This is a genomic window from Desulfotomaculum sp., from assembly GCF_982386235.1.
This window is the reverse complement of the sequence record NZ_CEVWQM010000006.1, coordinates 38,231-54,755: the sequence shown is the minus strand read 5'-3', so window position 1 is coordinate 54,755 and position 16,525 is coordinate 38,231. Positions and strand designations below refer to the sequence as shown.

General features: G+C 42.2%; 26 protein-coding genes and 6 tRNA genes. 23 read left to right on the top strand and 9 right to left on the bottom strand.

Annotated elements, in window-relative coordinates:
* Positions 1-50: 50 nt before the first annotated feature.
* On the bottom strand, positions 51-728 hold the full coding sequence (locus AC1U9Z_RS05190) for a 4Fe-4S binding protein (protein WP_479956104.1): 678 nt from the start codon (positions 726-728) through the stop codon (positions 51-53).
* Positions 729-930: 202 nt separating this feature from the next.
* Here AC1U9Z_RS05190 and dut point away from each other — a divergent pair, with 202 nt between their 5' ends.
* From dut to AC1U9Z_RS05170, 4 genes are all read left to right on the top strand, one after another.
* Positions 931-1,500 (top strand): dUTP diphosphatase, encoded by a 570-nt coding sequence (dut, locus tag AC1U9Z_RS05185; protein ID WP_333529109.1) that lies wholly within the window; start codon positions 931-933, stop codon positions 1,498-1,500.
* Between the two features lie 71 nt (positions 1,501-1,571).
* Positions 1,572-1,647, top strand: a tRNA-Phe gene (locus AC1U9Z_RS05180).
* Between the two features lie 5 nt (positions 1,648-1,652).
* Positions 1,653-1,727, top strand: a tRNA-Gly gene (locus AC1U9Z_RS05175).
* Positions 1,728-1,741: 14 nt separating this feature from the next.
* Positions 1,742-1,816: transfer RNA gene (locus AC1U9Z_RS05170), tRNA-Cys, on the top strand.
* A gap of 18 nt (positions 1,817-1,834) precedes the next feature.
* Here the strand turns inward: AC1U9Z_RS05170 and AC1U9Z_RS05165 are convergent.
* Together AC1U9Z_RS05165 and AC1U9Z_RS05160 are read right to left on the bottom strand one after the other, a co-directional pair.
* Positions 1,835-1,972, bottom strand: coding sequence for a hypothetical protein (locus AC1U9Z_RS05165; RefSeq protein WP_333529110.1), 138 nt, complete (start codon positions 1,970-1,972; stop codon positions 1,835-1,837).
* Positions 1,973-2,028: 56 nt separating this feature from the next.
* Positions 2,029-2,655, bottom strand: coding sequence for a hypothetical protein (locus AC1U9Z_RS05160; protein ID WP_333529111.1), 627 nt, complete (start codon positions 2,653-2,655; stop codon positions 2,029-2,031).
* Positions 2,656-2,852: 197 nt separating this feature from the next.
* On the opposite strand from AC1U9Z_RS05160, the gene AC1U9Z_RS05155 reads away from it, so the two are divergent.
* From AC1U9Z_RS05155 to AC1U9Z_RS05145, 3 genes are all read left to right on the top strand, one after another.
* Positions 2,853-2,927, top strand: a tRNA-Gly gene (locus tag AC1U9Z_RS05155).
* 10 nt (positions 2,928-2,937) lie between these two features.
* A tRNA-Asp gene (locus AC1U9Z_RS05150) sits at positions 2,938-3,014 on the top strand.
* Between the two features lie 64 nt (positions 3,015-3,078).
* Positions 3,079-3,167: transfer RNA gene (locus AC1U9Z_RS05145), tRNA-Leu, on the top strand.
* 131 nt (positions 3,168-3,298) lie between these two features.
* On the opposite strand, the gene AC1U9Z_RS05140 is transcribed toward AC1U9Z_RS05145, so the two are convergent.
* The 6 genes from AC1U9Z_RS05140 to AC1U9Z_RS05115 all read right to left on the bottom strand — a co-directional run bounded on the left by AC1U9Z_RS05140 (position 3,299) and on the right by AC1U9Z_RS05115 (position 7,696).
* Positions 3,299-4,462: a site-specific integrase gene (locus AC1U9Z_RS05140; protein WP_479956100.1), complete on the bottom strand. Its 1,164-nt coding sequence runs from the start codon at positions 4,460-4,462 to the stop codon at positions 3,299-3,301.
* Between the two features lie 184 nt (positions 4,463-4,646).
* A complete protein-coding gene (locus AC1U9Z_RS05135) occupies positions 4,647-4,853 on the bottom strand; it encodes a hypothetical protein (RefSeq protein WP_479956098.1) in 207 nt (68 codons plus the stop codon).
* A gap of 74 nt (positions 4,854-4,927) precedes the next feature.
* Positions 4,928-6,178 (bottom strand): type I restriction enzyme HsdR N-terminal domain-containing protein, encoded by a 1,251-nt coding sequence (locus AC1U9Z_RS05130; protein ID WP_479956096.1) that lies wholly within the window; start codon positions 6,176-6,178, stop codon positions 4,928-4,930.
* 148 nt (positions 6,179-6,326) lie between these two features.
* Positions 6,327-6,521, bottom strand: a complete 195-nt coding sequence (locus AC1U9Z_RS05125; protein WP_479956094.1) for a hypothetical protein — start codon at positions 6,519-6,521, stop codon at positions 6,327-6,329.
* A gap of 52 nt (positions 6,522-6,573) precedes the next feature.
* Positions 6,574-7,296: an ImmA/IrrE family metallo-endopeptidase gene (locus tag AC1U9Z_RS05120; protein WP_479956092.1), complete on the bottom strand. Its 723-nt coding sequence runs from the start codon at positions 7,294-7,296 to the stop codon at positions 6,574-6,576.
* A gap of 37 nt (positions 7,297-7,333) precedes the next feature.
* Positions 7,334-7,696 (bottom strand): helix-turn-helix domain-containing protein, encoded by a 363-nt coding sequence (locus AC1U9Z_RS05115; protein WP_479956090.1) that lies wholly within the window; start codon positions 7,694-7,696, stop codon positions 7,334-7,336.
* 142 nt (positions 7,697-7,838) lie between these two features.
* Between AC1U9Z_RS05115 and AC1U9Z_RS05110 the strand changes: the two genes are divergently transcribed.
* The 16 genes from AC1U9Z_RS05110 to AC1U9Z_RS05035 all read left to right on the top strand — a co-directional run bounded on the left by AC1U9Z_RS05110 (position 7,839) and on the right by AC1U9Z_RS05035 (position 16,412).
* On the top strand, positions 7,839-8,108 hold the full coding sequence (locus tag AC1U9Z_RS05110) for a helix-turn-helix domain-containing protein (protein WP_479956088.1): 270 nt from the start codon (positions 7,839-7,841) through the stop codon (positions 8,106-8,108).
* Position 8,109: 1 nt separating this feature from the next.
* Positions 8,110-8,394 (top strand): hypothetical protein, encoded by a 285-nt coding sequence (locus AC1U9Z_RS05105; protein WP_479956086.1) that lies wholly within the window; start codon positions 8,110-8,112, stop codon positions 8,392-8,394.
* Positions 8,395-8,518: 124 nt separating this feature from the next.
* Complete coding sequence (locus AC1U9Z_RS05100) at positions 8,519-9,262, top strand: hypothetical protein (protein ID WP_479956084.1); 744 nt, start codon at positions 8,519-8,521, stop codon at positions 9,260-9,262.
* Positions 9,263-9,402: 140 nt separating this feature from the next.
* A complete protein-coding gene (locus AC1U9Z_RS05095; RefSeq protein ID WP_479956082.1) occupies positions 9,403-9,717 on the top strand; it encodes a helix-turn-helix domain-containing protein in 315 nt (104 codons plus the stop codon).
* A 17-nt stretch (positions 9,718-9,734) separates the two neighbouring features.
* Positions 9,735-9,905: a hypothetical protein gene (locus AC1U9Z_RS05090; protein ID WP_479956080.1), complete on the top strand. Its 171-nt coding sequence runs from the start codon at positions 9,735-9,737 to the stop codon at positions 9,903-9,905.
* A gap of 14 nt (positions 9,906-9,919) precedes the next feature.
* Positions 9,920-10,222 (top strand): hypothetical protein, encoded by a 303-nt coding sequence (locus AC1U9Z_RS05085; RefSeq protein WP_479956078.1) that lies wholly within the window; start codon positions 9,920-9,922, stop codon positions 10,220-10,222.
* Positions 10,200-10,364 carry a hypothetical protein gene (locus tag AC1U9Z_RS05080; RefSeq protein ID WP_479956076.1) on the top strand — a complete coding sequence of 55 codons (165 nt, stop codon included), beginning with the start codon at positions 10,200-10,202 and terminating at the stop codon, positions 10,362-10,364. The genes AC1U9Z_RS05085 and AC1U9Z_RS05080 overlap by 23 nt, the downstream gene beginning before the upstream one ends.
* A gap of 13 nt (positions 10,365-10,377) precedes the next feature.
* A complete protein-coding gene (locus AC1U9Z_RS05075) occupies positions 10,378-10,875 on the top strand; it encodes a YopX family protein (protein ID WP_479956074.1) in 498 nt (165 codons plus the stop codon).
* A gap of 111 nt (positions 10,876-10,986) precedes the next feature.
* The gene (locus AC1U9Z_RS05070) at positions 10,987-11,550 is read left to right on the top strand and encodes a hypothetical protein (RefSeq protein ID WP_479956072.1); all 564 of its coding nucleotides are present in this window, start codon (positions 10,987-10,989) and stop codon (positions 11,548-11,550) included.
* A 289-nt stretch (positions 11,551-11,839) separates the two neighbouring features.
* Positions 11,840-12,049, top strand: coding sequence for a hypothetical protein (locus tag AC1U9Z_RS05065; RefSeq protein WP_479956070.1), 210 nt, complete (start codon positions 11,840-11,842; stop codon positions 12,047-12,049).
* 122 nt (positions 12,050-12,171) lie between these two features.
* On the top strand, positions 12,172-12,738 hold the full coding sequence (locus AC1U9Z_RS05060; RefSeq protein WP_479956068.1) for a host-nuclease inhibitor Gam family protein: 567 nt from the start codon (positions 12,172-12,174) through the stop codon (positions 12,736-12,738).
* Positions 12,738-13,877, top strand: a complete 1,140-nt coding sequence (locus AC1U9Z_RS05055; RefSeq protein WP_479956066.1) for an AAA family ATPase — start codon at positions 12,738-12,740, stop codon at positions 13,875-13,877. Before AC1U9Z_RS05060 ends, AC1U9Z_RS05055 begins: the two co-directional genes overlap by 1 nt.
* 96 nt (positions 13,878-13,973) lie before the next feature.
* A complete protein-coding gene (locus AC1U9Z_RS05050; protein ID WP_479956064.1) occupies positions 13,974-14,555 on the top strand; it encodes a hypothetical protein in 582 nt (193 codons plus the stop codon).
* Positions 14,556-14,783: 228 nt separating this feature from the next.
* Positions 14,784-14,957 carry an aspartyl-phosphate phosphatase Spo0E family protein gene (locus AC1U9Z_RS05045; protein WP_479956062.1) on the top strand — a complete coding sequence of 58 codons (174 nt, stop codon included), beginning with the start codon at positions 14,784-14,786 and terminating at the stop codon, positions 14,955-14,957.
* A 5-nt stretch (positions 14,958-14,962) separates the two neighbouring features.
* Positions 14,963-15,613, top strand: coding sequence for a hypothetical protein (locus AC1U9Z_RS05040; protein ID WP_479956060.1), 651 nt, complete (start codon positions 14,963-14,965; stop codon positions 15,611-15,613).
* 115 nt (positions 15,614-15,728) lie between these two features.
* Complete coding sequence (locus AC1U9Z_RS05035) at positions 15,729-16,412, top strand: hypothetical protein (protein WP_479956058.1); 684 nt, start codon at positions 15,729-15,731, stop codon at positions 16,410-16,412.
* The last annotated feature ends 113 nt before the right edge of the window (positions 16,413-16,525 follow it).

Sequence of the window (16,525 nt, the reverse complement as noted above, 5' to 3'; positions counted from 1 at the left end):
TTTGTGTCCAAGGACTTTTATGCTTATAATGACACGACCCTTTTTATTACTTAAGCGGGCCTTTTAACTTCCTTGATTGGCTGATCAAAGCTTAATACCTTACGATTGCAGGCAACTACACAGCTGCCGCACTTAATGCAATCTGGATCAGTCAGTCGACCATTTTCAGCTATATTCGGGACTAAGCCCATTGGGCAGGCTTTGGTGCATAAACCACAGTCGCTGCATTTTTCCCGATTAATAAATAACGGTTTCTTACCCTTTCCGAACCAACTAGCCAATGTACCCATCGGGCAAATATGGCACCAGCCCCTGGCGTGTACGGTTAGGCCCAATATTATGCCGACAGTAGTGGTTATGGTTAGTAGGCGAACAAAGGCCATACCCATACCATGTAAATCCCCCCAAGCAAAATAAAGCTGGGTTCCCAGAACGGTGAATATTAAACCTACCATGAAAGTACGCAGTTTGTTTGAACGTAACCATGTCGGAACGGGTTTTCCCTGATTGAATTTTTGAAAGAACACGTCGTAGAAGGCACCTCGTGGACACATCCAATCGCACCAAGAGCGGCCACTAAAGAAAGACAGACCCACTGCACCAACCATGCATAATAATAAAAGGAAACCAACGGGTGGAAAGACCCAACCAATACCAATTACTGCCGGCAAAACAATCCAAGTTATGGCCTGCTTGCGAATGCGTTTTAATAGCACAATATTTTTCAACGAATTTCCTCCTTCCTTGTTTTGAAATATCAAAGGGGTAATACTAATATACTTATATATTATTACGCAGTCGATATAATTGTGCGTAATTCAAGGGAGTTGTCAAATAAATGACAAAAAGTTTTTCCAAATAGAAGGGAAAGTTCATATGGAATGTCGAAGTGACAAATATCACAAATCCTGTTCTTAGGGGTGTTTATATATGTTAGAAACTTGCAAAAGATGCCGCTATGGAGTGGAGATTATTCGGGGAGACTATAAATGCGAAAAGCAAGAAATTAAAATACCGAGGGATGAAGCTTTGTACCCATTCAGACAATGTAGCTTATTTAGCTTTAAAAATTGCATTGTTAAAATTAAAAAGTTGCATGAAAATGCGGAAATGCCTAGGCGTGCTACGCCTGAAAGTGCTGGTTTCGACCTACACTCAATAGAGGATTTTACCATCTGCCCTGGAGAACATAAATCTGTGAGAACGGGTCTGGCCTTTGAATTGCCCCCGGCCTATGCCATGTTGGTTTATCCCCGCAGTGGAAATGCCAAGAAATATGGCATCACCCTAAGCAATGCTGTAGGTGTGGTGGATTCTGACTATCGTGGGGAGGTAATTGTGCTGCTTCATAACGCAGGACATTATGAGGTATCTTTCAAAGCAGGGGACCGCATCGCCCAAGCCATTATCCATGCCCTTCCCGACATTGAGATTATTGAATGCGAAGAATTAGGCGATACCGAGAGGGGAAAGGGTGGCTTTGGTAGCACTGGGCTATAATTCTTAAAAAAATTGGTAAAAACTATTGCGAAACATGTCATAGTATGATATATTTTATAAGCGTCAGCAGTGCCTCGATAGCTCAGTTGGTAGAGCAGCGGACTGAAAATCCGCGTGTCGCTGGTTCGATTCCGGCTCGAGGCACCATTTATGCGGAAGTGGCTCAGTGGTAGAGCATCGCCTTGCCAAGGCGAGGGTCGCGGGTTCGAATCCCGTCTTCCGCTCCATTTATTTATAAGCTGGCGGCATAGCCAAGTGGTAAGGCAGAGGACTGCAAATCCTTTATCCCCCAGTTCGAACCTGGGTGCCGCCTCCAATGAATAATTAAAGCCATCTACCAAGTAGATGGCTTTTTTGTGTGATCAAAGGAATAATTTTTAACGATGGCAGTATAGGCTTCCATGCCGTTAACGGCACCATCAAAGAGTGAAAATTGAATGTCATCCTGAGCGTCAGTGAAGGATGACAGCATTTTAATCGCCCGTAGGGCAAATGATTCCTCCTTTCCTGAAAGGTAATCGTTGATTATTAACGTTTTTTTCTTTTAGGTGGTCTGCTTTTATGTGTGGTAATTCTTGGTTGATTAAATACGTCTGCTAACTGTATGGTAGGTGCCGCAGCAACAACGGATTCGGTGATCTCTTCCAAAACCTTTGTAACAATTTTTTGTTCTTCGACATTTTCGACCATATCAATGGTGGAATTAATTACCGGTAGGGTGAGCCTGTTTTTCGGGGTTTTGGCTTTAATAAGGCTAATTGGAGCCTTTACAGGCTCTTCGGCTCCGGTTTTTTCAATGGACTCAGTTTTTTCCGGGGCGGAAAAATTGGCCAAAGTTAAACCGGAGATTTGCATATTCAGTGAAGAAGCCTGGGCCAGAGTTTCTTCCAAGGCTAACACTTCTTCAGGGGTTCCGCCAATACCCAGTGCCTTGATGGCGTCTTCTTTCATTAAACGCACCCATTCGGCTACGACCTCTAAGCCATCCTGTAACTCTTTGAAACTCTCTTGAATATGTTTACCAATTTGTTTTTCAAGTTCTTCTTGACGAATGGAAAGATTTAAGACATCGTTTCTTTCCGCTCGGGTTAATGAAGATAAGGGCTTGTCCAAACCCTTAACCCTATTGATAATTTGACGATATTCTTGAAACACTGAACAATACCCCCCACCATGATGTTTTATTAAATAATTCTCCGATTAAATGTAAAATCCTTCCAATTAATAGATAAAATAGTAAATAATTTCCATTAGGTAAACATAGGATTTAGTTTAGCAAATTACCCGCAACTTGGATATTGACTTGTCTACACTTCGTGTGCTATATTTATATTCGTCGATAAGACCTGCATGCGGAAGTGGCTCAGTGGTAGAGCATCGCCTTGCCAAGGCGAGGGTCGCGGGTTCGAATCCCGTCTTCCGCTCCACTTTAAATTTGGAGCTGTGGTGTAGTGGCCTAACATGCCTGCCTGTCACGCAGGAGAACGCGGGTTCGACTCCCGTCAGCTCCGCCAGATAATATCTCAAGGTATTGACAGAGGATCTCAAGATTGTTATACTAAAAAAGCTTAATAACATGCCCGGGTGGCGGAATAGGCAGACGCACAGGACTTAAAATCCTGCGAGGTTTACCCCTCGTGCCGGTTCGACCCCGGCTCCGGGCACCATAAATCAAGGCTTCGCGAAAAACACCCTCTGAAAAACGAGGGTGTTTTTCTGTTAACGTCGCCAAATCGTCGCCAAAACTAAAAATACATATACCTAACTAGACCAAAATGGTCAGAAAATAAGCGGGCTTTTATTGCCCGCCTGAAATTTTTTCGTCCTGTTTTAAATCGATACCTGATATATTTTGTGCAACTATATTAGATGCCTCCATGAACATAACGGGAAGAACGTGTGAGTAAATATCCATCGTAATACTGATGTTAGAGTGGCCGAGGATGGCTTGAACAACTTTGGGGTGTATGCCGGACTCCAGAGCCAGCGTTGCCCAGGTATGCCGAAGACTGTGGAGATTGATACCAGGAAAGCCAGCTTTCTTTGCTAAATTTTCTATACGGTGACTAAGATTTTTGGGGTTCACCGGATCCCCATCTGGATCAGTAAAAACCAACCGCTCCTTGTCAAATAGGTTAACAACCTGTGTTTTTTTATACTCTTTTAGAAGTTCACAAAGACATTCAGGAAGAGGTACGGGTCTGCCATCTTCGCTCTTGGTTGAGCCAAGGATAATACCTTCCTCTTCACTTTCCTGAAGTGATCTTTGGATCCTTGCAATGCTGTTCTTAAAGTCGATATCCTTCCACTTAAGACCTATTATTTCACCGCGACGCATGCCTGTGTGGACTGCGGTAAAGACGATGGAATAATCCCTGTGATCTTTGGCAGTCACTAAGAGCTGTCGAACCTCTTCTGCGGTAAGTGCACGCATTTCCTTTTTCTTTGCCCTAGGTGCACTAACGTCTCTAGTAATGTTGTATTGTAGGATTTTCATTTTAACCGCATAGGATAGGGCCTTACCTAATACGCGGTGATGGTATTGTACCGTTCTGGCTGATAGGCCGCCCTTTCCGTTTGACCGGCCACTAGCCATAGCTTTAACTTGGTATTGCTCAAGGTGAGTTTGATGCAACTTACTAAGCGGCATTTTACCCAGGTTCGGAATTAAGTGTTTCTCACAAATCATTTTGTAGCTATCGTAGGTTTGCGGCTTAAGATTTGTTTTTGCATACACCTCCAGCCAATGTCTGAGAAAGCTTTCTAAAGTCATCTTTGTTGGCTCAACGTAGGCGCCTTTTTGGAGTTCTGTAATCATCTTAGCCATTTCTGCCTCGGCATCTGGCTTCTTCATCTTTACCGTTTTGTAAATGCGCTTACGCTTGCCATCAGAGGGGTTAGGCCCTAAGTCAATAACAATCCTGTAGTGGTCTTTACCTTTTTTCTCAATACGTCCATGCAAAAGAAGACACCTCCGTGTTATAAAGATGGTACTCTGGAGGTACTCCCTTTGCCGATATTATAGCACTATGTGCATAGCTAGTACACTGTTGTTTCAATTCACGCACCCGCACGGGGTGCGACTAAAGCAAAGAATTGCTTTTTCGGTGTTGCTAGCCACCAACAGCAAAGACTTGATAATTCTGTTAAGAAACCCTAATATATTCGTCACAATGTTCGCAATGCAAATAAACTTTTCTGACACGCCAATAATTACGGGTTCCTTTGCCACATCCAGGACATGACACTAACGGCAATTCGCTATCGCCAGAAAAATTATCCAAATTTGAGTTAATTTCATCCACTAGCAATTCAACTTTTTGAACGAATTCTGCAATTTCCTTGTCATTCATGCTATCTACCTGCCGTTCTTTCTTATTCTAGTTACCTCTGCAAAGAAGAAAAGGCCCCGAGAGTGCTAAACCGATCAAATACCCGTGTTGATGGCCTGTAATGCCTTAACTCTTTGAATAATTAATCTGGCCAATTTATATATATCCTGCACATTATCAATGTGTATTTTTGTGGAGTTAGAATTTGAATCTTGTTCGTATCGCAAGAGGTTTCCAATTCGTTTAGCTATGTCGTCGATAGGAAGTGGGATAACTATATAACCGGGTGACTCTGCAAAGTAGAGTTTCAAAATTGAAGCGGTAGCATTGTTATAATATATATTAAAGCAATCTGGTGTAGCATGGAATCCTAATTCAGCGGTATCAAATTTTTCTAATGACAGGATATTTTTAACACACTGGTAAATCTCCATATCTGTTTCACTTGGTTCAATGCTAGATTGTTCAGCGGTTTGCTCTTCAACTGTTACTGCGACTTCATCAATCGCCGGTTCTGTAGACTTGACTGTTTTTATACAATCTGGTGAAATAATTTCTTCATCAGTAATCTGGGCAACCGTAGGTTTCTTGTTTCGGTTTCTAGTTAATGAAGCAGGCGTTTTTGGATCGCTGATCTGTTTTGACGCTTCTTCATCTTTTTCATGGTAAATCGCTTCTATGGAATCTAAGATTGATTTTTTTACCATAGGTCTAAATTTGTCAATAACTGTCGCTGTAATACGAGTAGGAAAAACATCCTTTATAACAAAACGGATAAAATCATTGTTTGGATCTTTTAGAAGCCGATAAATAGCAGCATCTAAATCTTTCTTATAAACTAATTCTTCGGCTAGAGCAGATATTAGTTTGGTATTAAAGTTTTGTTTCCGTATTTGCTCTAAAATTTTTAAGCACTCATCGGTTATAGAGAGAATGTTGAACCGGAGAAAAGGGCTTTCATCCATTACGTTTGTAACATTTAAATCGGTAAAAAAGTAATACTCTACTCCGTTCGTTAAGATCGCAAGTTTTAACTGATGAGTGGCATTAAAGTAATAAGCTAATTGTGAATTATATTTTTCTAGGCTTTCGTTTACTGTTTTAGCTTCGATAAAGATGGAAGCATCATTTTCATTAAAAATTGCATAATCAACACGAGCACCTTTCTTTTTGGCAAAATCCGCAGAATATTCAGGTCGAACTTCTAATGGATTAAAAATGTCATATCCAAGAAGTTGTATGAAAGGTATAATCAAAGACTGTTTAGTCATTTCTTCATTTACTATGTGACTTTTCCGTTCAGCAACTTGTTGCGATAGTTGTTCTAATTGTTCTTTAAAATTCATCCTTGCACCTTCTTTAAATTATTGTCCGCCTTCCTTAAAAAAGGGATGACACTTTCTTCGATGTCGTCCCTTTATGTCAACACTACATATGTCGCTTTTTGTCAAATTACCCCATAAATACAAAAACCACTACCATGTAGTGTTTTCATTAAAACGGGATATCACCTTCAACGAAACGTATTTCATTTTCAACTTTCCCTGGCTGTTCTTTTTCGCTTAAATCATTTGCAATAGCTGTTTCCCTCATAGTTTCCTCGTCATATCCGGCATTTTCCATTAATTCATAAAGCATGGTTTTTGAACCACATCGCTCGCAAAATAATGCATTTGCGGTATTTGCCATGCCGCATTCTTCTCTAGTTACTCTTGGATCGTAGGGAGAATTCAGGCAGTCATTATGCAAGTAGTCCACAAATCTTACAAAAACTTGCATCATAAGAAAAAATGCTATTTCCGCATACAGGACATTCTGTGTACCTATTATTGCTATCAGTATTTGGAATTTTAATTGGTCTAGTCAATGTTATCTTCCCCCCTGCTCCTTGTGATAAACAAGAATTAATTTCACTAGCAAAAATAGGTTTTTGATAATGGATTTCCACTATGCTGTGATCAATGCAAATACTCACTTTTTCCCTGCGACTATTCCATTCATTAAATAGTTCATCTATTTCGACTTTTTGACATATATTTAGCTCACAAAACCTATTTGTTATAGCCTGCCATGAGACGTCAAATTTGTCCTTGATTTTTCCGATTAGCGGCACGGTAAGAGGGGTTTTACAATACTTAAAAACCCACTCCTCGGGCATTAAAAATTCTCGAACAAAAATGTCACATTCTCGGTCAAGTATCTTTTCTTCCCTAGGGCTAAGATTGTCCATATCAAAATCAATGAAGTGTCCTAAAACAATATGAGCTAATTCATGGCACAGGGTCCAATTCTTTCTACCCTGAATAGCTCTTGGGTTTATAAAAACATAATATTTATTTTTTTGTTCGTGATAGACTGTAAATCCTTCTTCAGCCTCTTTGTCCCATATTATTTTTCCGTACTTTTCAATTAGTTTGATAACATTAATTGGAGGATGTTTTAATTCTTTTTCTTTTAAAAACATCCTTGCAATCGCCCGCGCCCGACTGTTTCTTACTCTTCTAGGTCTCATCTTCTTCGTCTAGTATGTATGTTTCAATCAGTCTCAGCATCTTTTTGCGCTTTTCTGGGGTTAGTTTGCTGTGGGCTCGGCGTAATACTTTAACTCCTTCGGGCCATTGTTCCTCGATTGTATTTCTATGCCTTAGTGATTCTGGATTATTAGTAACTCCTATTAAGTAATCGGTAGTTACTTCGTAAAGATCCGCTAATACTTTTAGAGTTTGAAAATCAGGTTCGCTGACGCCATTTTCATACCCAGATAGTGTTTTATTGTTAATATTGGTGCGCTCCATAACATCTATCTGAGAGAGATTCTTATTTAATCTCGCTTTTTTTAATCTGTGACCAACAATTTGATTCACTATACCCACCTCTGCTATATTCTAACATTATTCTTTAAAACAAAGAATTTGTTCTTAAAAAAATAGAAAATACCATTGACATCTTAGTATTTAAGAATTATTATTATAATAAGTTCTTAGCTTTTAAGAAGGGGGTGGCATTATGAAGCTTCATGAAAGAGTTAGAAGTTATCGGATCAACCATGGCATTACTCAAACATGGGTGGCCGATCAGGTTGGTATTTCGGTTAAAACGTTAAATGGCATTGAGCTAGGGCGTCAGCGTATGGCTGCAGATTTGTTTGAAGCAATTTGCACAAAAGGGCTGAGCGTAAACCCCAAAATTTTTTTTGAAGATACATTCTTAGAAACTAAGAGTGGGGATATAAGCAAATCTAATTTTAGGCTGACTGGCACGGAAGGAGGTGTGTAGATTGTCTTCTCCTAACGCTATTACTCCTTACGAAATTGAAACTCTAAAAATTCTAGTTGAACTGGCCGAAGAAATTGCAGCAACCAGTGAAATAAGAAAAATCCAAGCACAAAAACCTACAAGCTTGGCTAGGGTTGGTGACTTAGTTAGAGTAGGTGCTGATATTATCGGGGTACTGCACGACAAAACTCATAGCGGGGAAGAAGCAAGATTTGTGATTGAGTTTGTAAGGGGAGCCGTGTATCATTGGCGGGCACCAGAAAAGGAGGCAAGGAGTGGAAAATAAATACACTTGCCAACACTGCGGTTTTATCGGTGATTTACCAGCTTATTTTTGTGAAGGATGTGGACGACCATTAGGGCCGCAGGTGGTAGTAGATGCAACTGGGATTGAGAATTAGGAGGCCCACATGAAAGACTTAATCCTTGTCGAGAGTAAAACAGCCCGCCAGCAGGTTATTGGCCAGTGTAGTGTTCTGGATAAAGTGAAGGCTCTGCCGTATCTAACAAAAGATATGAGGTCAACTATCCAACAAGTAGCGTTCTATTATGAAGTGCCAGAAGCTACCATCAGACAAATTCTTTCGAGAAACAAGGAAGAATTTTCAGAAGATGGGATCGAGATCATTAAAGGAAAACATTTAAAAAAGCTTTGTTCGTTACATGGTGTCACTAACAAAACTAGGAAATTAACCATTTTACCTAAAAGAGCAGTTCTTCGTATTGGAATGTTGCTCACCGAATCTCCGGTGGCGAAGTTGGTCAGGAACTATTTACTCAACCTAGAAGAAGTATCAACTCGTCAGCAGAAGGAATGGTCGCTTCAAAGGGAGTTGGGCAAGCTTCGTCGCAGAACCATGACAGATGCCATTCGTGATCATATACCAGAAAGCCCAAATAAACATTGGAGGTACCGTCACTTTACAGATATGGCTTATCAAATGTCACTCGGAAAAACGACAAAGGAGCTACGCTTAGAGCGCTGTTGCAAAAACAATGACCAGCTTCGGGACAAGCTTACAAAGCAAGAGCTTGCAGAAGTGGAAAATGCCGAAGTAGCCATTTCCGGATTGCTTAGGATTGGTTTTTCTTACGAAGAAATTAAAGCTAGGCTCAAAGATGTAGTAACACTAAGGCCAACCGGCACCGACTAGGCCAAGGGAGGTGGCGCATATAACTGAAATTCGCTGTGAGAAATGTGGCAAGTTGCTTTTGCGATTTAATCTTAACGGAACCTTGGAGATATCAATTAAATGCAACCGATGTAAATGTATCAATGATTTAGAGCTAGGGGGTGAGTAATCTGCAGTGTAAATGCGGGACAGAAGTTTTAGAAGGGGCCAAGTTTTGCCCGGAATGTGGCAAAAAAATACCGACACTAAAACCACCAACTCCACAGGTAGCAGATCAACTTATAATTACTCAGGTTCCTCCAGTCCTTACGGCCAACGAAGCAAAACAGTTGCTCCGCATATCCGAATGGATGATATATGCACTTGTAAAACAAAACAAAATCCCACATTTTAAGGTTGGCAAGCGGATACTGTTTAGGTCCCATGAGTTATTGTCTTGGGCAGGGACTCAGGAACAGATAACAACGGTCGGCTAGAAAGGAGGCACTACCAAATGACAAAGCGGGAAATCAAAATCATTGTTGGTGCTATCGACGAATACAAAAAAGCAGTAGAGCATTATCATGCAGCGGGTGATCATAAAAGCCATGAAATTGTTAGCGAAGGGCTTAGGGCTCTTAAGGGCCTTGCGGAAAGATTGGGACTAAGAAGGTACCTGGGCTAGAAAGGAGACACCCCATGGAAAAGATCACACCCAGCTACAGACTGCCGAATACCGACGTAACCTTCGAGGCGTACAAGTTTGAGTCACTGGACAGGTTTATCATGCGTTCTGCCACTGGTTGGGCAGAAGCAAAGGAATCTCGTTTTGGTGATGAGCAACGCGCCGAGGCAAGCGCTTACCTCCTTGCCCTAACACTAATTCTTGCAGGCACCATGGCAGAGGATGAATACAACGGTATCTGCAATGAATACTGGTCAATGCTCCGCGGAAAAAGACCAAGCAGGGAGGTGAGCCATGCAAACAAAGATCAACGATGAAGCCATTAGGCTTTGCGGCAAAAGCTGGTCTATGGAAAAGTGTAAGCCTCTTCTGGTATTGCAGGAGGCACTGGCCTGGGCAATGGGTGGGCTGGTTGTGTTTGTGATAAGTTTCTGGATGCTTTGTGAGTTGACGAAGTGAGGGGGGTGGAAAGGTGTCGAGAGAGATTAAATTTCGGGCGTGGGACAAAGACGAAGAAAAGTTGATTTATTCCATCGATGAGCACTACGATTACGATTTTCGATGTGATGAATACGGAAATTTAGTATGCTTCGCAAATTATCCGCACACAGATACTTTTGGTGATGAACATGACGAATGGATTAAGTTAGATAATATCATGCAATTTACTGCACTCTTGGACAAAAACGGCAAGGAAATCTATGAGGGCGACATAGTTGAATTGTTTCATAGTAACAAAGCAGTAATTAAATATGGCGAGTATCAAGATCAGGACGTTTTAGACAGTGATCAAGATTTTTACCTTGACTTTGAAAGACACGAACGAAAAGCAGTTGGCTTTTATGCTGAATGCCCAGAAGGTGATTGTTACGGACTAGACAGTAGGGCGGATAAATGGGTTACGGTTATCGGTACCAGATATGAAAACAAAGAACTGCCGGAAGGTTGGAAAGAGGAAATGCCCGGCTAGTACCGGTGACCAACCGGGCGGGGGAAGGATTGGGGTTAAGTTAAGTTTAGCACTCTTGCCCGCAAACTTACAGGCGGGTGTAGTTTGCAAGATGAAAAGGAGGGGGAGGTTTTGTTTGCTACCATAGTCCGCGAAGAAGCGGAACACTACGGAGTTAGCTTTAAAAGCCTTGCCAAGGCTGTAAATGTGGCACCAAGCACCATGAGTTTATATATTAGCGGCACAAGAAATATGCCTCGCAGTATCGAAGCTGGCATCATTGAGAGCCTGCAAAGTCCTAGGCTTTCCGAAGAAAGGTGTGCCGAATGCCAAGGGAATTTATTTCAAACCAGGTACTTGGACAAGTCCGACGATCATCCGTTGGTGGCTCTGGACAAGTTAGAGGAAGAAGCCTTGGAAGTGCTTGAAAAGGTGAGCATTGCGAAAAAACTGCTTAGAAATAGGCCCAAGGGAAGTAGGTTTAACGAAGAACAGGGAATGGTTTTGGAATCTGTTGAGGATGAATGTGCCGATCTCATTACATGCGCAAAAACCGTCTTAACGAGATTGCAGGAATGGTACGGCAGATCAACTGCTCTAGTCATGGCTAGGCATGTAGATAAACTTGAGCATCAAGGTTATTGCACAAAAAGGAAAAACCGCCATTGCAGTGGCGGCCAAGCGAAAAATACCTAATCAAAGTTTAACACCTGAAGGGTGGACAAGTCAATGGCGTGGCCTGTTGGGACGGTGGTAGAGCACGAATTCCTCGGCACCTACATAATTGCGGGGCCACCATTCGAGAACGACATAGGTCGCATCATGGTGCCAGTTACAACAGAGAAAGGCAACGTAACATATTTTAATCCGCAGAATTTAAGAGCTTTGGGCCATACGGACGGCCCGAGGGTGGAAATGCTTCGGACCCGTGGCGGAGCAATGTCCCCTCCGTCGCGGGAAAACCGGGGTAAAGGAGGCAATAGCGATGTCAAGACAAACAGCAACTTTGGATATCCGCAGGATAGTTTGTCCCAAGTGCAAGCAACGCTTTTCTGAGTTTTACGATCAGGAAACGTACCATTGCCCCGAGTGTGGCGAGACACTAACCAATATTGATGACAGCACATGCGAAACCAAGGAAGTTGTAATTTATCTGGACCAGTTGACCGAGCAGGTAAGTACTGAGGTAGCTTAAGTTTCCGAGAGGGATACGGACACCCTCTCGGATGGGTGGAACCTCCAGGACCCCGGTTAAGGTAATGCACCCCTTAGCCAGGGAAAGCCTGGGGAGTAGATGAAAATAACGGAGGTTCAAATATGAACGCATTGTTAACTAATGAAACTGAAAATATACTGCAGGATGCTGCCGGGGTCTTAGAGCAAGATCAGGAACAAAAGTTTCGCATTACTAACCTTGAACAAGCAACATGGGCCATGCGAAAACTGCGCGCTCTATCTGCAAAGGAAGATGACATTAAAAAAGTTGCTCAAGCAGAACTAAGTCGCATCCAAGGGTGGATGGAAGCGGAAATTCGCGATATTGACTCTTCTAGGCAATTTTTTATAGGGATACTGGAGGCTTATCACAGAGGTTTATTCCAGAATGACCCCAAGGTAAAGACTATCAAGACGCCTTATGGTAGGTTGAAATTAACCAAGCAGCAGCCAGATTTTCAGCGTGATGAATCGTCTATAAAGGATTGGGCAAAGGACAGTAAACCAGATGTACTTATCCCACAGGAGCCAAAGCTGGATTGGTCGGGATTAAAGAAACAGCTTCAAATCAACGATGATAAAGCCATTGACCCTGCTACAGGTGAGATTATCCCCGGCATTACAGTTATTGAGCGGGAGCCAAAATTCACAGTGGAGGTTGATGTGTAATGGCGGGAATGATGCGCAAAGCCCAACGGCGAAAGGCCAAACTTCGCCTTGGGATAAGCGGACCTTCCGGTGCTGGTAAAACACTGGGATCGCTCTTGATGGCTTATGGCATTACTGGTAACTGGGAAGACATTTGCTTGATTGATAGCGAGAACTTCAGTGGTGATCTGTATGCCAACTGCAATAAAGGCGGCACTGAAATAGGCGAATATAACATAATTTCACTGACCGCCCCTTATTCCCCGGATAAATATGTAGCAGCCATTAAAGAGTGCGAACAAGCTGATATTAAGGTAATTATTATAGACTCCCTAACACATGCATGGGACGGCGAGGGTGGCCTCCTAGATAAGAAAGGCCAAATCGAAAAAAGTAACAAACCAGGCGTGAACTCCTGGACGGCGTGGAGAGACATTACCCCGATGCATAACCGTCTGGTCGAAGCTATCCTCTCCAGCAAGTGCCATATCATAACCACTCTTAGGGCTAAGATGGAACACGTTCAGGAGAAAGACCCATCCACTGGTAGAACTGTAATTCGCAAGATTGGCATGAAACCAATCCAAAGGGATGGTATGGAATACGAATTTACCACTTTCGTAGACGTAGACCAAGACCACCAATGCACCTCCAGTAAGGATCGTACTTCTATTGTTGACGGTAGAGTATTTCAGTTAAATCCATCATTAGGCAAACAGTTCTTAGAATGGCTAGAAAGCGGGGTAGATGTACCTGCGCCACCACCTGTACCAGACCAACAATCAACAGTTCAGCAAAAGCCACAACAAACAAAGCAACAAGGTAAAAACAATACATCGTTAGTAGACCCCGATAAGGCTCGGAAAGCTTTCTTTGCTGCTGTTAATAATCTGGCCGATAAGACTGGTGTTGATAGTGAGTTTGCACAGGAAAAAGCCAAGGCGATTGTTTATCATGCGTACAGCGTTAAATCTTTGAGTGAATTAAACGAACAACAGTGGGATCTGCTGTATAAAAAACTTGATGAGCTAATTGTCGGTACAGAGCGAGTTATTGAAAGGTCAATTGCACCTCCGCCCGATACAGAGCAAGGCAGTATGTTCTCAGATAACTCGGAATTACAAGACGTTCCAGAAATTCCGTTACCTCCAAAGCATTAATATGGTACGTAATGCATAACCACCCTCGGCGGCCACAACCGCCGGGGATAAATTATATCTTTCGTGAGTGGTAAATTGTACCAGGGGGTGGAGTAGATGCCATTAGGTATTGAACAAGATATAAGAACCCATTGGTTTAAGGATCACAAGGCAACATATGAAGAACACGGAGATCTAAAAGTTCTTCGATGGGAAAAACCAGGTACTATATGCTACATGGTTAGATACATTTTTGACGGTTACAAAATGTATGTCTCTGGGGACCTTGGTGAAGCTGTATTTTTCTTTACGGAATCTGCCGATCTTCATAACCAAACTAAGTATCATTTTGATTACTTTGAAAGTAAGATGGCTGCTTATTCCGGGGAAAGACGTGATTTTAATAGCAATAAAGCAGTTAAGAGACTTCGGGAATGGTTAAAAGAACTTAAAGAATGTGGCAGTAAATATGACCATGACGAAATGAAAGAGCTATTTGAAAGTGTAAGGGAATGCAACACTCATGATGAATGGGCTTATATAGTTAATAGTTGTCATAATGATTTGATTTCTGGACTGGACCCAGATTATTGGGAGTGGTTTTACAGTATTGGTGATGAAATTCCGGCAAGGGTTAGAAGTTACCTTATTGGTTTAAAGATGGCTGCTGAACAATTAAAGAACGATCAAGGCGCCTGATATAAAAATGTTCCAAGGAAGTGATTATATGAGCGAATTAGAATCGGTAACCAAGTGCTTATTTTGTAAAGTTCCGGGCGAAGAGATCGGCCGTGACGGCATCTTTGTAAATTACACTTGCCCTAAGTGCAAGGCAACATGGCAGACGATCAGTATCCCTGCCAGGAATGAGAAGCCGCAGAAGGGCTGGTTGCGGAAAGCAGTTGGAGCGTAAGGAGAGTGAATCGGATGCCAGGAATAAAACTTATGGATCTCAAAATAGAACTCGGCAGAGATCGGTTGAATGACCTAGTTGAGAAGTTTGGTTTAACCGATAAACGGGTGCTGAATTATGATCGCAGGTTCCAAAAACTGATTGTGCAAAGGCAGAGGATGGAGTTTGAAAGGCTGGTGGTAGCGTGAGGGATATGGAGAAGGATTTGGCAATTTGTGAGGCTGCCACTAAAGGAAAATGGTTAAACGCGCACTGCGACTTAGGACTGGTGTTGGCAATGGACGAAGAAAAAGTAACTACTATTTGCAAACTTGATGATATGGACGATAGACCGGATGATTTTGAATTTATTGCCGAAGCACGTGATGCCTTGCCCTGGTATATCAATAGGGCAATGGAGTTGGAAGCTCAACGGTCAGAGGATATCGCTCTGATGGAAGAAACCGTCGAAGCTCAACGTTTAGCTAAGGCTACAATTGAAAAGTTACAGGCCGAAATTGACCGTCTAACCGCCCTCAATGCCTACACAGTGGACGAGCTTAATAAGGCGGAGGCCCATACTGCGGTGATGGTGCAGGCGTTGGAAAGATGTAGAGCAACATATTCCCATATAACAGCTACCGATAATAATTACGATCTAACAGACGGTATAAACAGAATTGACGCAACTCTTTCTTCTGGTGCTGGGAAAGAACTGCTGGATAAGGTGCGTAAGTTGGAGGCTGTGGTAGATGCTGTTAAATTAGTGCTAACCCGCAAGGATGGTTTAGAGCATTACTTTGCTGAGCTGGACGATGCTTTAAATGCCCTGGATGGAGATAAAAGAGTACTGCACCGACAATAAAGCGGTGCAGCCAGGGATTATATAGAAAACGGAGGTTTGTACTAATTATATCACTGCAATATTAAAATAAGATTAAATTATTGTTGGAAATTATCGAAATTTGGTGGTGAGATTGATGGTTAAAGAAAAGCCGATACTATTCAACACCGAAATGGTTAGGGCAATTCTTGACGGTAGAAAGACACAGACAAGGCGGGTAGTTAAACCAAAATATAAAAAAGATGAGGGTGGTTTTTCAGTCCTTACAAATAAGGCTACGGGCGAAAGGTGGGTTGAAAAACATGACTGGGACGAAGGTACATTTGATAACCCAAGGTATGTAATACCACCTTACCAACATGGTGACATTCTCTGGGTTAGGGAAGCTTGGTACTACGAAAACCATATGCACGATCTTACCGCAGGAAATCCAGATTTGCCGAATGGTAGGTATTCTCATAGATACGTTTACAAGGCAGACAACCCAGACTATCCCGTTGATGTTGGAGTCGGCCCACAAGGGTGGAGACCATCTATCCACATGCCTAAGGCAGCAGCTAGATTATTCCTGCGAGTTACCAATGTCCTGGTTGAGAGGCTGAATGATATCACCGATGATGAAGCAAGAAAAGAGGGTTGTATTGATTATCACGACAAAATAGGGGACGGAAAGTTTGATGATGTTATGGAGTTTGATTTAACTGCAAGAGACGCTTTTGCAGAACTTTGGAACAGCACCATAAAGAAGAAAGATATTGATATCTATGGCTGGGATGCTAACCCCTGGGTATGGGTGATTGAGTTTGAGGTGATGAAGTAATGAGATCAATAATAAGTAAACTATCCGATATTTCCACTAAACTCCACAAGGCCGGCGCAGGCAATACGGAGGCAGCGGATGAAATGTTAAGTTTGAGGTTGTTTTAGGGGGTG

Excerpts from the sequence above, each read along its gene's own strand:
- AC1U9Z_RS05100 (WP_479956084.1), top strand. The coding sequence starts at position 8,519 with ATGAAAGACTTAATCCTTGTCGAGAGTAAAACAGCCCGCCAGCAGGTT.
- AC1U9Z_RS05045 (WP_479956062.1), top strand. The coding sequence starts at position 14,784 with ATGCCAGGAATAAAACTTATGGATCTCAAAATAGAACTCGGCAGAGAT.
- AC1U9Z_RS05135 (WP_479956098.1), bottom strand. The coding sequence starts at position 4,853 with ATGAATGACAAGGAAATTGCAGAATTCGTTCAAAAAGTTGAATTGCTA.
- AC1U9Z_RS05130 (WP_479956096.1), bottom strand. The coding sequence starts at position 6,178 with ATGAATTTTAAAGAACAATTAGAACAACTATCGCAACAAGTTGCTGAA.
- AC1U9Z_RS05035 (WP_479956058.1), top strand. The coding sequence starts at position 15,729 with ATGGTTAAAGAAAAGCCGATACTATTCAACACCGAAATGGTTAGGGCA.
- AC1U9Z_RS05055 (WP_479956066.1), top strand. The coding sequence starts at position 12,738 with ATGGCGGGAATGATGCGCAAAGCCCAACGGCGAAAGGCCAAACTTCGC.
- AC1U9Z_RS05120 (WP_479956092.1), bottom strand. The coding sequence starts at position 7,296 with ATGTTTTTAAAAGAAAAAGAATTAAAACATCCTCCAATTAATGTTATC.
- AC1U9Z_RS05040 (WP_479956060.1), top strand. The coding sequence starts at position 14,963 with ATGGAGAAGGATTTGGCAATTTGTGAGGCTGCCACTAAAGGAAAATGG.
- AC1U9Z_RS05125 (WP_479956094.1), bottom strand. The coding sequence starts at position 6,521 with ATGGCAAATACCGCAAATGCATTATTTTGCGAGCGATGTGGTTCAAAA.
- AC1U9Z_RS05165 (WP_333529110.1), bottom strand. The coding sequence starts at position 1,972 with ATGCTGTCATCCTTCACTGACGCTCAGGATGACATTCAATTTTCACTC.
- AC1U9Z_RS05060 (WP_479956068.1), top strand. The coding sequence starts at position 12,172 with ATGAACGCATTGTTAACTAATGAAACTGAAAATATACTGCAGGATGCT.
- AC1U9Z_RS05065 (WP_479956070.1), top strand. The coding sequence starts at position 11,840 with ATGTCAAGACAAACAGCAACTTTGGATATCCGCAGGATAGTTTGTCCC.
- AC1U9Z_RS05090 (WP_479956080.1), top strand. The coding sequence starts at position 9,735 with ATGACAAAGCGGGAAATCAAAATCATTGTTGGTGCTATCGACGAATAC.
- AC1U9Z_RS05050 (WP_479956064.1), top strand. The coding sequence starts at position 13,974 with ATGCCATTAGGTATTGAACAAGATATAAGAACCCATTGGTTTAAGGAT.
- dut (WP_333529109.1), top strand. The coding sequence starts at position 931 with ATGTTAGAAACTTGCAAAAGATGCCGCTATGGAGTGGAGATTATTCGG.
- AC1U9Z_RS05110 (WP_479956088.1), top strand. The coding sequence starts at position 7,839 with ATGAAGCTTCATGAAAGAGTTAGAAGTTATCGGATCAACCATGGCATT.
- AC1U9Z_RS05085 (WP_479956078.1), top strand. The coding sequence starts at position 9,920 with ATGGAAAAGATCACACCCAGCTACAGACTGCCGAATACCGACGTAACC.
- AC1U9Z_RS05080 (WP_479956076.1), top strand. The coding sequence starts at position 10,200 with ATGCAAACAAAGATCAACGATGAAGCCATTAGGCTTTGCGGCAAAAGC.